This window comes from Acidovorax sp. BoFeN1 (genome assembly GCF_003345135.1).
GTDB lineage: Bacteria > Pseudomonadota > Gammaproteobacteria > Burkholderiales > Burkholderiaceae_C > Acidovorax > Acidovorax defluvii.
This window is the reverse complement of the sequence record NZ_QOZT01000113.1, coordinates 1-10,017: the sequence shown is the minus strand read 5'-3', so window position 1 is coordinate 10,017 and position 10,017 is coordinate 1. Positions and strand designations below refer to the sequence as shown.

The window sequence follows — 10,017 nt, the reverse complement described above, 5'->3', positions numbered from 1 at the left end:
GGGGGGTGATGGGGTACATGGCAGCGTTTTCTATGGGGGCAGTCAATCACAATGCAGTGGCGAGCCATTATTGCGTCTGGCCCTGAAACCGGGCGCAAAGGCCTCTCGCAGCCATTCCACGAAAACCGCCACCGCGCGTGGCACATGGGCCGAGTAGGGGCGGATCGCATGGATGGTCTCGCTGAAGGTGCCAACGGGCCGCCAATCCGGCAACACCTCCACGAGCTTGCCCGCCTGTAGCGCTGCCTGCGCGCTGAAGTCGGGCACCAGCGCGATGCCCAGGCCCGCCAGCGCCGCATCGCGCAGGGCCTCGCTGTTGTTGGCGGCCAGCGGGCCGGTCACGGGCACGGTCAGGCGCGGGGAGTCCCCCGGCACCATGGGCTCGAACGTCCATGCCGGGGCCTCTTGGGTGCGGGGGTAGTGCAGGCAGTCGTGCTGGCGCAGGTCGTCCGGGGTCGTGGGTATGCCGGTGCGGCGCAGGTAGGCGCGGTTGGCCACCAGCACGGATTGCGTGGTGCACAGCGGCCAGGCCACATGGGTGTCGGGCGCCACGGCGGTGTGGCGAATGGCCAGGTCCAGGCCTTCGAGGGTGAGCGAGCGCAAGTTGTCTGACAGGTCCAGCTCCAGCCGCACCTCCGGGTAGGCGCGCAAGAAGGCCGGTAGCCGGGGCACGAGTTGCTGGCGTGCCAGTGCCACGGGGGCGGTCACGCGCAGGCGGCCATGGGGCACGCCGGCGCGGTCGCACACGCCGGCAAAACTCTCGGCGATGCGCTCGAAGGCTCCGCGTGTGTCGTCCACCAGTTGCCGGCCCGCCTCGGTCAGGCCCACGCTGCGCGTGGTGCGCCGCACCAGCGGAACGCCTGCCGCGCGCTCCAGCTCGGCAATGTGCTGGCTCATGGCGGCCTTGCTCACGCCCAGGCGCGCCGCCGCGCCGGTGTAGCTGCCTTGCTCGCCCAGCACCACCAGCCAGTGCAGGTGGGACCACAGGGTTTCGGGGGTGGCGCGGGTGGATGATTTCATGGCGCTATTGTTCACCATGGTGAACAATCAATTCACGGTGGCGGTCTTGGCGGGGCGGGGTGCGGCTTCTAGACTGCAGGCCACTACCCACTGATTTTTAAAGAGGTTTGCATGACCACAGCCACCGAGCCGACCATTGGCCACTACATCCAGGGCCAGCGCGCCGCCGGCACCAGCACCCGCAGCCAGGAGGTGACCAATCCCGCCACAGGCGCGGTGACGGGCCGCGTGGCGCTGGCCAACCGCGGCGATGTGGATGCGGCCGTGGCTGCGGCGCAGGCTGCTTTTCCGGCCTGGGCCGACACGCCACCGATCCGCCGCGCGCGCGTGCTGTTCAGGTTTCTGGAGCTGGTCAACCAGCACAAGGACGCGCTGGCCCATGCCATCACGGCCGAGCATGGCAAGGTGTTCACCGATGCGCAGGGCGAGGTGGCGCGCGGCATCGACATCATCGAATTTGCCTGCGGCATTCCGCAGCTGCTCAAGGGCGACTTCACCGACCAGGTGAGCACGGGCATCGACAACTGGACGCTGCGCCAGCCCCTGGGCGTGGTGGCGGGCATCACGCCGTTCAACTTCCCGGTGATGGTGCCGATGTGGATGTTTCCGGTGGCCATCGCTGCGGGCAACACCTTCGTGCTCAAGCCCAGCCCCACCGATCCCACGGCCTCGCTGCTGATGGCCGACCTGTTCAAGCAGGCAGGGCTGCCCGACGGTGTGTTCAACGTGGTGCAGGGCGACAAGGAGGCGGTGGATGCGCTTATCGAGCACCCCGACGTGAAGGCGGTGAGCTTTGTGGGTTCGACCCCTATTGCGAACTACATCTATGAAACCGGTGCCCGCCACGGCAAGCGCGTGCAGGCCCTGGGGGGCGCCAAGAACCACATGATCGTCATGCCCGATGCCGACATCGATCAGGCCGTGGACGCCCTCATCGGCGCGGGCTACGGCTCGGCCGGTGAGCGCTGCATGGCCATCAGCGTGGCCGTGCTGGTGGGGGATGCCGCCGACAAGCTGGTGCCCAAGCTCATCGAGCGCACCAAGGCGCTCAAGGTGCTCAATGGCACCAACCTGGCGGCCGAGATGGGCCCCATCGTCACCCGTGCCGCCCACGAGCGCATCTCGGGCTACATCGACCTGGGCGTGAAAGAGGGCGCACAGCTGCTGGTGGATGGCCGTGGCTTTGACGGCAAGCAGGCGGGCGAAGGCTGCGAAGGCGGTTTCTGGCTGGGGGGCACGTTGTTTGACCATGTCACGCCCGCCATGCGCATCTACAAGGAAGAGATTTTCGGCCCCGTGCTGGCGGTGGTGCGCGCCAAGGATTTTGGCGAGGCCGTGCAGCTGGTCAACGACCATGAGTTCGGCAACGGCGTGGCCTGCTTCACGCGCGACGGCAATGTGGCCCGGGAGTTCGGTCGCCGCATTCAGGCGGGCATGGTCGGCATCAACGTGCCGATTCCCGTGCCCATGGCCTGGCACGGCTTTGGTGGCTGGAAGCGCAGCCTGTTTGGCGACATGCACGCCTATGGCGAAGAAGGCGTGCGTTTCTATACCAAGCAAAAAAGCATCATGCAGCGCTGGCCCGAGAGTACGCCCAAGGGGGCCGAATTCGTGATGCCGACGGCGAAGTAAGGCGACTCTGTCTGTGCGAAAAAAGGGCCACAAGCCCTTTTTTTTGTGGCGGGTCAGAAGCGCTGGATCCCCAGCCCATCCAGGCTGACATCGGGGCTGCGCTGGGCGATCAGGTCGGCCACGGCGCGGGCGCTGCCGCTGGCCAGTGCCCACCCGCCCGCACCGTGCCCGGTGTTGAGCCACAGGCCTGGAACGCCGCTGGCGCCCACCACGGGCGCGCCATCGGGCAGCGTGGGGCGTGCGCCGCGCCACACCTGCAGCCCCGAAGACAGCAGGGCACCGCCCGGGAACCATTCGTTCATGCCGAGATAGAGCTGCTGCAGCGTGGGTGCGTGGTGGGGGGCATCTTGCCCGCCCAGCTCGGCCCCGCCGGTAATGCGCACGCGCTGGCCCAGGCGGGTGATGGTGATCTGGTGCAGGCTGTCCACCACGCTGGCCACGGGCGCGTGCAGCGCCTCGCGCAGCGGTGCGCTGACGGAATATCCATGCACCGCCACCATGGGCAGGCGCAAGCCCAGTGGACGCAGCAGGGCGGCCGAGGCCATGCCGGCACACAGCACCACGGCGTCAAAGGGCCGTGCGCCGCTTTCACCGTGCACCTGCACTCCCATGGGCTGGGATGTCAGCCTTGCCACGCGGGTGCCCAGCGCAAACTGCGCGCCGGAGGCCTGCGTGCCCTGGCGCAGCAGTTGTGCGAACAGCCGGCAGTTGCCGGCCATGGCGTCGGGCAGGTGCAGGGCGCCTGCGAGCGGGGCTTCGGGGGATAGCCCGGGTTCGATCTGGCGCGCGGCTGAGGCATCGATCTCGCGCAGCGCAATTCCGGCATCGCGCAAGACCTGCAGGGCAGGTTGCCACCGGGCCTGCTCCTGCGCAGTGCGCAGCAGGACGAGTCGCCCCTGGCTGTTTTCAAAGTCAAGCTCGTGCTCAGCGGCGATCTGCTGCAGGCGTTGCTGGCTGTAGCGGGCCAGTCCCTCGAGCGCCGACAGTTGCGCCGCCTGCGCGCCGCGCCGCGCTGCACGCTGCCAGCGCCACAGCCATGCCAGGTCTGCCCCCCGCACGCCTTGGGTCAGCCGAAGCGTGGCGCGCCGCCCCATGACCTTGAGGGGGTTGCCAAGGCCGGGTGCGGCCCAGGGGGTGAGCAGGTGCGGCGATAGCAGGCCGGCGTTGGCAAAACTGGCTTCCTCGGCTGCGGCGTTGCGTTGCTCAAAGACGGTGACCTCGTGGCCGTCGCGGGCCAGCTCGTATGCGGTGGACACGCCGACAATGCCGGCGCCCACGATGGCAATTTTCATGAGTTTGAATGTTTTAGGGCTCTAGCGCTTGATGGTAAAGCGCTGGCAGCTATTATTTTTGTAGTATCTGCTCAATCTGCAGGCCCACGTTCAGCACTGCATCGTCGTGCAGGGCACCGTGCCAGACCATCAGCCCGACCGGGAGTTCCCCGGCCATGTGGCAGGGCAGCGACAGGGCGCAGCCATCGAGCATGTTCACCACACTGGTGTTGCGCAGCAGCAGGGCGTTGACGCGAAAGAACTCGGCGTCGCGCTCGGCACCGGGCGCCACATCGGCGATGGGCGGCGCCACCAGCGGCACCGTGGGCGAGAGCAGGGCGTCGTAGGGGGCCAGTGCGGCCTCCATGCGGACAATCCAGTGCTGGCGTGCGTTCAGCAGGTCAATGTAATCAGAGGCCGACATGGTGGCGCCGCGCTCAATGCGGCTTCGCACGCGCGGATCGTATTGCGATGCGCGCGTGGCCAGCAGGGGGCGGTGCCAGGCGTGGCTTTCGGCTGCGGACAGGCTGCCGTTGGCCTGCATGGGCCCCAGTTCTGCCGTTAGGGGCAGGGCGATTTCCTCGATGTGTGCGCCCGCATGGCGCAAGGTGTCCAGCGTGCGGTGGAACGCCCGGGCCACGGGGGCATCCAGCTCGTCGAGGAAGGTGGTGGAGGGCACCGCCAGACGCCACAGGCCTAGGGGCGCGGGGCTGCGCGTGACGCGCCGTGCGGCCAGCACCTCGTGCACAACGATGGCATCGCGCACGCTGCGCGTCATGGCGCAGACCGTGTCCAGTGTGGTGGAAAGCGGAATGGCGCCCGTTGTGGGAACAAGGCGGGCGGTGTTCTTGAACCCCACAATGCCATTGAGCGCGGCGGGGATGCGGATGGAGCCGCCCGTGTCCGAGCCCAGCCCCACAAACGCTGCGCCGGTGGCCACCGAAACGGCCGCCCCGGACGACGAACCTCCGGGAATGCGTGGCACACCCGGTAGCGAGCCAAAGCGGCCATCCCAGGCCGCTGGCGTGCCAAAGTGCGGGTTCACACCCACCCCCGAGAACGCAAACTCCACCATGTTCGTGCGGCCGATGACCGTGCCCCCGGCCGACCGCAGGCGGGCGACTGCGGGGCAGTCCTGCAGCGCCGACGCGGCGTCGGACAGTGCCGTGGAGCCGGCGGCTGTGGGCTCACCTGCGATGTCAAACAAGTCCTTGACCGATACCGCCAGCCCGGCCAGTGGCAGTCGGGAGGAATCGCTTTGCACCACCGTGGTGCGTGCCGCTTCGGGCAAAAGGCGCGCAAAGGCGTGGTCGCAGGCGGCCGATTGCGCCACCTCAAGGCACTGCGCGAGTTCGGCGGGGGCGGTGCTGGTGCCTTCCCGCAGGCGTTGGCGGGTGGTGATCAGGTCAATAAGCATGGCTGTGCTAGAATCTTTGGGTTTTGCTGAGAGTAGCGGCGCGTGCAATGCCTTAGGTGGTGTATGCGCGGCGAAGGCGGCAAAACCAATCGCAAACCAGCCCTGTCAAGGTGTTGCGTCTTCGTGCAAATCACGGCGGCGCAAGTATTGGGGCTGGATTTTAGACCCAACCTTTGGAGTATTTTTATGTCCGTTACCATGCGCGAAATGCTGGAAGCCGGTGTCCACTTTGGTCACCAGACCCGCTTCTGGAACCCCAAGATGGCCCCCTACATCTTCGGTCATCGCAACAAGATTCACATCATCAACCTGGAAAAGTCGCTGCCACTGTTCCAGGAAGCCCAAAAGTTCGTCAAGCAACTGGCTGCCAACCGCGGCACCATCTTGATGGTTGGTACGAAGCGCCAAGCCCGTGAAATCCTGTCCACCGAAGCCCTGCGCGCTGGTGTGCCTTTCGTTGACCAGCGCTGGCTGGGCGGCATGCTGACCAACTTCAAGACCGTCAAGACCTCGATCAAGCGTCTGAAGGAAATGAAGGCTCAACTGGAAACCGGCCTCGATAGCCTGAGCAAGAAAGAGCAGCTGACCTTCAGCCGCGAGATCGCCAAGCTTGAAAAAGACATCGGCGGCATCCAGGACATGGCTGCCCTGCCCGACGCCATCTTCGTCATCGACGTGGGTTTCCACAAGATTGCCGTGGCCGAAGCCAAGAAGCTGGGTATCCCGCTGATTGGCGTGGTTGATACCAACCACTCGCCCGAAGGCATCGACTACGTGATCCCCGGTAACGACGACTCGGCCAAGGCCGTGACGCTGTACGCCCGTGGCATCGCGGATGCGATCATCGAAGGCCGTGCGAACGCCGTGAACGAAGTGGTCAAGGCGGTTGCTCCTGAAGGTAGCGACGAGTTTGTGGAAGTGCAAGAGTCCGCTGCCTGAAGTCCCGGCTGCGCGATGTATCGCGAATAAAAGCGGGGCCCCTGGTGAGCCCCCTTTTTTTTAGCCCGAATCTGAACTGACTGAACTGAACACTGAAGGAATAAAGATGGCTGCAATTACCGCAAGCATGGTTGCCGAACTGCGTGGCAAGACCGACGCTCCCATGATGGAATGCAAGAAGGCACTGACAGAAGCCGATGGCGACATGGCCAAGGCGGAAGAACTGCTGCGCGTCAAGCTCGGCACCAAGGCCGGCAAGGCCGCATCGCGCATCACTGCCGAAGGCGTGGTGGCGAGTTATATCGACGGCGCCAAGGGTGCCCTGGTGGAAGTCAACAGCGAAACCGACTTCGTTAGCAAGAACGACAGCTTCATGGCTCTGGCCAAGGCGGCTGCCGAACTCGTGGCCAAGCACAACCCTGCCGACGTGGCTGCCCTGGGCGCTCTGCCTTACAGCCAGGACAGCTTTGGCCCCACGCTGGAAGACGTTCGCAAGGGTCTGATCGGCAAGATCGGCGAAAACATGTCTTTCCGCCGCTTCAAGTATTTTGGCGGCAGCAGCAAGCTGGCCTCTTACCTGCACGGCTCGCGCATCGGCGTCGTCGTCGAGTTCGAAGGCGACGAAGTGGCTGCCAAGGACGTGGCCATGCACATTGCCGCCATGAAGCCTGTGGCCCTGGCCAGCGCTGACGTGCCTGCCGACCTGATCGAAAAAGAGCGTTCGGTGGCGGCTGCCAAGGCGGCAGAAGACGCTGCCAAGGCCACTGCCGAAGGCAAGCCCGTGCAGTCCGACGAAATCGTTGCCAAGCGCATCGAAGGCGGCGTGCAGAAGTACCTCAAGGAAGTCTCGCTGTTCAACCAGGTTTTCGTGAAAGCAGCGGACGGCAAGCAGACCGTCGAACAGATGCTCAAGGCTGCCAACACAACCGTCAAGGGCTTTACCCTGTATGTGGTTGGCGAAGGCATCGAGAAGAAGGTGGACGACTTTGCCGCAGAAGTGGCTGCACAGGTTGCCGCTGCCAAGGCCGCTGCCTGATTTTTTCCGCAACCCCCCCAAGCCCCCTATTCATCACTGGAGAAACTTCCCATGTCCAACGCTGCACCAGCCCATAAGCGCATCCTGCTCAAGCTGTCTGGTGAGGCGTTGATGGGGGATGACGCTTTCGGTATCAACCGCGCCACCATCGTTCGCATGGTGGAGGAAATTGCCGAAGTGACCCGCCTGGGCGTCCAGGTGGCCGTGGTGATTGGTGGGGGTAATATTTTTCGTGGAGTCGCGGGCGGCTCGGTCGGGATGGACCGCGCTACCGCCGACTACATGGGCATGCTGGCCACCGTGATGAATGCGCTGGCCCTGGCCGATGCCATGGACAAGCAGGGCCTCGTGGCCCGCGTGATGTCAGCCATTGCCATCGAGCAGGTCGTAGAGCCCTATGTCCGCCCCAAGGCCTTGCAGTACCTCGAAGAGGGCAAGGTTGTCGTTTTTGCGGCCGGAACGGGCAACCCGTTCTTCACCACCGACACGGCAGCGGCCCTGCGCGGCGCAGAAATTGGTGCAGAGGTTGTTCTCAAGGCCACCAAGGTTGACGGCGTTTATACTGCCGACCCGCACAAGGATCCAACGGCAACGCGCTACACAAAACTCAGTTTTGACGAGGCGATGTCGCGCAACCTGGGCATCATGGATGCAACGGCGTTTGCGTTGTGCCGTGACCAAAGGTTGCCCGTGCGCGTGTTCTCCATCATCAAGCATGGAGCGCTGAAGCGGGTTGTTATGGGTGAAGACGAAGGCACGCTGGTTTATGCCTGACCACCAGGTTCCACCTGCCGCCTGCCTGCCCTGAGGAGAAACAATGACGATTGCCGACATCAAGAAAAACGCTGAAACCAAGATGGACCAGTCTATCGCTGCGTTCAAGAACAACCTGCAGAAAATTCGCACGGGTCGTGCCAATCCGGCGCTGCTGGATACCGTGCAGGTGGAATACTACGGCTCGTTCGTGCCGTTGAGCCAGGTCGCCAACGTGGCGCTGCTGGATTCGCGCACCATCAGCGTGCAGCCCTGGGAAAAGGGTATGGGCGCCAAGATTGAAAAAGCCATCCGCGAAAGCGACCTGGGCCTGAACCCCGCATCGATGGGTGACCTCATCCGCGTGCCCATGCCGCCCATGAGCGAAGAGCGCCGCAAGGAAATGACCAAGCTGGCGCGCAACGAAGGCGAAAGCGCCAAGATTGCGGTGCGCAACCTGCGCCGCGATGCTAACGAATCCGTCAAGAAGCTGGTCAAGGACAAGCTCGCGTCCGAAGACGACCAAAAGCGCGCTGAAACTGAGGTGCAAAAGTTCACCGACAAGCACATCGCCGAGATCGATTCGCTGGTGGCGGGCAAAGAACAGGAAATCATGGCGGTCTGAGCCCCGATTCACGGCGCTCATCGTTTTACATGTCTGTACCACTGGTGGTGCCACACCACATCGCCATCGTCATGGATGGCAACGGCCGCTGGGCCACGCGCCGGTTTTTGCCGCGCCTGGCGGGCCACAAACAAGGGGTTGATTCGCTGCGCCGCTGCGCACGCGCCTGCGTGCAGCGGGGTGTGGCGGTGTTGACCGTTTTTGCTTTTTCATCTGAAAACTGGAATCGTCCGGTCGATGAGGTCTCGGGTCTCATGGAGTTGCTGGCCATGGCGCTGGCCCGCGAAGTGCCGCAGCTCAAAAAGGACGGTGTCCGCGTCTGTTTCGTAGGTGAGCGCGCGGGCCTGTCGCCCAAAGTGCGCGACGGCTTGGCGCAGGCAGAGGCCGCCACGGCGGAAAACACGCGCCTCGTTCTCAATGTGTGCTTCAACTATGGCGGCCGCTGGGACATTGCCCAGGCGGCTGCATCGCTGGCGGCGCGCGGCGAGCCCATTACAGAGGCCAGTCTGAATGGCGCGATGGCCCTGGCCCATGTGCTTGATCCGGATCTGGTGATCCGCACCGGGGGCGAAATGCGGATCAGCAACTTCCTGCTGTGGCAGGCCGCATACTCCGAGTTGTTTTTCAGCGACCGGCTGTGGCCGGATTTCGACGAGTCGGCGCTGGACGAGGCGATTGCCGCCTTCAACGGTCGCGAGCGCCGTTTTGGCAAAACATCCGAACAAATCCTGTCCGCGCATCCTGCCCCGGTGCACGGCTGAAAAGGCCCCATGCTTCTACAGCGTGTCATCACCGCTCTTGTCCTGCTGGCCATTTTGCTGCCAGCGCTTTTCTACCCATCCACGGTGCCGTTCACGTTGGTAGTGCTGGCGCTCATGGCGGCTGGTGCGTGGGAGTGGGGGCGGCTGAGCGGATATGGCCAAGCCGGTTCGCTCGCCGTGGGTGCAGCCTGCGTTGCCCTGTGTGGAGCGTCGTGGGCGCTGGGCTGGATTGACCATCCGCTGACCGCCCTGTGGATTGTTGGCGGCGGCCTGTGGGTGCTGGGCGCCGCATGGCTTCTGCATGCCGGTGTGCCGGGCTGGGCGCGTATTCCTGCCGCGTTGCGCCTGGTGGCGGGAGTGCTCGCGCTGTGGCTTGCCTGGCTTGCCGTGGTGCAGGCGCGCCATCTTGGTGTCAATTTCCTGTTGTCTGTGCTGGTGCTTGTGTGGGTGGCCGACATTTTTGCCTATTTCGCGGGCCGTGCCTTTGGCTTGCGGTTCACCAAGAACAAGCTGGCGCCCTCCATCAGTCCCGGCAAGAGCTGGGAAGGTGTGTGGGGCGGGCT

Annotated in this window: 10 protein-coding genes; 7 read left to right on the top strand and 3 right to left on the bottom strand. The window is 64.5% G+C overall.

The annotated features are described in order from the left end of the window. Positions 1-42 precede the first annotated feature (42 nt). The gene (locus DTW89_RS17555; RefSeq protein ID WP_236637196.1) at positions 43-1,020 is read right to left on the bottom strand and encodes a LysR family transcriptional regulator; all 978 of its coding nucleotides are present in this window, start codon (positions 1,018-1,020) and stop codon (positions 43-45) included. 111 nt (positions 1,021-1,131) lie between these two features. Here DTW89_RS17555 and DTW89_RS17550 point away from each other — a divergent pair, with 111 nt between their 5' ends. Beyond that, complete coding sequence (locus DTW89_RS17550; RefSeq protein WP_024814631.1) at positions 1,132-2,652, top strand: CoA-acylating methylmalonate-semialdehyde dehydrogenase; 1,521 nt, start codon at positions 1,132-1,134, stop codon at positions 2,650-2,652. Between the two features lie 53 nt (positions 2,653-2,705). Here DTW89_RS17550 and DTW89_RS17545 read toward each other — a convergent pair whose 3' ends face one another. Next, positions 2,706-3,944, bottom strand: coding sequence for an FAD-dependent oxidoreductase (locus DTW89_RS17545; RefSeq protein WP_114656862.1), 1,239 nt, complete (start codon positions 3,942-3,944; stop codon positions 2,706-2,708). A gap of 52 nt (positions 3,945-3,996) precedes the next feature. Continuing rightward, the gene (locus DTW89_RS17540) at positions 3,997-5,340 is read right to left on the bottom strand and encodes an amidase (RefSeq protein ID WP_114656861.1); all 1,344 of its coding nucleotides are present in this window, start codon (positions 5,338-5,340) and stop codon (positions 3,997-3,999) included. A gap of 186 nt (positions 5,341-5,526) precedes the next feature. Here DTW89_RS17540 and rpsB point away from each other — a divergent pair, with 186 nt between their 5' ends. From rpsB to DTW89_RS17510, 6 genes are all read left to right on the top strand, one after another. After that, positions 5,527-6,279 (top strand): 30S ribosomal protein S2, encoded by a 753-nt coding sequence (rpsB, locus tag DTW89_RS17535; RefSeq protein WP_114656860.1) that lies wholly within the window; start codon positions 5,527-5,529, stop codon positions 6,277-6,279. Positions 6,280-6,385: 106 nt separating this feature from the next. Then, positions 6,386-7,315, top strand: a complete 930-nt coding sequence (tsf, locus tag DTW89_RS17530) for a translation elongation factor Ts (protein ID WP_024814635.1) — start codon at positions 6,386-6,388, stop codon at positions 7,313-7,315. 51 nt (positions 7,316-7,366) lie between these two features. Continuing rightward, positions 7,367-8,089, top strand: coding sequence for a UMP kinase (gene pyrH, locus DTW89_RS17525; RefSeq protein ID WP_024814636.1), 723 nt, complete (start codon positions 7,367-7,369; stop codon positions 8,087-8,089). 43 nt (positions 8,090-8,132) lie between these two features. Then, positions 8,133-8,693, top strand: coding sequence for a ribosome recycling factor (gene frr / locus DTW89_RS17520; protein WP_024814637.1), 561 nt, complete (start codon positions 8,133-8,135; stop codon positions 8,691-8,693). A gap of 29 nt (positions 8,694-8,722) precedes the next feature. Further along, a complete protein-coding gene (gene uppS / locus DTW89_RS17515; RefSeq protein ID WP_024814638.1) occupies positions 8,723-9,454 on the top strand; it encodes a polyprenyl diphosphate synthase in 732 nt (243 codons plus the stop codon). Positions 9,455-9,463: 9 nt separating this feature from the next. After that, positions 9,464-10,017: phosphatidate cytidylyltransferase (locus tag DTW89_RS17510; protein ID WP_114656859.1), on the top strand; the 554-nt coding region annotated here is incomplete at its 3' end.